Annotated in this window: 1 protein-coding gene; it reads right to left on the minus strand. The window is 74.1% G+C overall.

Going from position 1 to position 888, the window contains the following annotated elements; all coding sequences use genetic code 11:
* Positions 1-757: alcohol dehydrogenase catalytic domain-containing protein (locus HMPREF3105_RS10540; protein ID WP_141762514.1), on the minus strand; the 757-nt coding region annotated here is incomplete at its 3' end.
* Positions 758-888 lie beyond the last annotated feature (131 nt).

The following is an 888-nucleotide window of genomic DNA, read 5'->3' on the forward strand; positions in this document are numbered from 1 at the left end:
CGACCGCGTCCACGACCCCGTCGGGGCCGCGGCCGCCGGTGCGCTCGCGGAGCACCTCGGCCTCGCCACCGTCGGCGTCCAGGACCTCGATGCCGTGCCGGGCCGCCATCGCGCGGCGCTCGGGGACCGGGTCGACGCCGATCACCCGGTACCCCAGGTGCACGCCGATGCGTGCCGCCAGCTGGCCGATGGGGCCGAGGCCGAGCACCGCGAGCGTGCCGCCGTCGGGGACGTTCGCGTACTGGACCCCCTGCCAGGCGGTGGGGACGACGTCCGAGAGGAACAGCCACTGCTCATCCGGGCCGGTGTGCGGCACCTTCACGGGGCCGTAGTCCGCGTGGGGCACGCGCAGCAGCTCGGCCTGTCCGCCGGGGACGGAACCGTAGAGCCGGGAGTAGCCGAAGAGCGCGGCGCCGGAGCCCTGCTCCCGCACCTGGGTGGTCTCGCACTGCGACTGCAGCCCGCGCTGACACATCCAGCACCGGCCGCAGGAGATGGTGAAGGGCACGACCACCCGGTCACCGGGCCGGATGTGGGTGACCTCGGACCCGACCTCGCGGACGATGCCCATCGGCTCGTGACCGATCACGTCCCCCGCGTCCATGAACGGCCCCAGGACCTCGTACAGATGCAGGTCCGACCCGCAGATGCCGGTCGACGTGACCTCGATGATCGCGTCCGTCGGCTCCTGGATCCGCGGATCCGGGACGTCCTCGACGGCGACGTTGCGCTTTCCCTGCCATGTGAGTGCTCGCATGGTGCGACCGTAGACGCGCCGGACGGGCCGGCGGAAGCATGGAGACGCGGCAGGGCCGCCACCTCGCCGGGGGAGCGGCCGCTCAGCCGGTGCGGCCGTCCAGCGACGCGCGGGTGCGGGCGGCGGCGTCC

Source organism: Micrococcus sp. HMSC31B01, from assembly GCF_001816085.1.
In the GTDB taxonomy this organism is placed as follows: Bacteria; Actinomycetota; Actinomycetes; order Actinomycetales; family Micrococcaceae; genus Micrococcus; species Micrococcus luteus.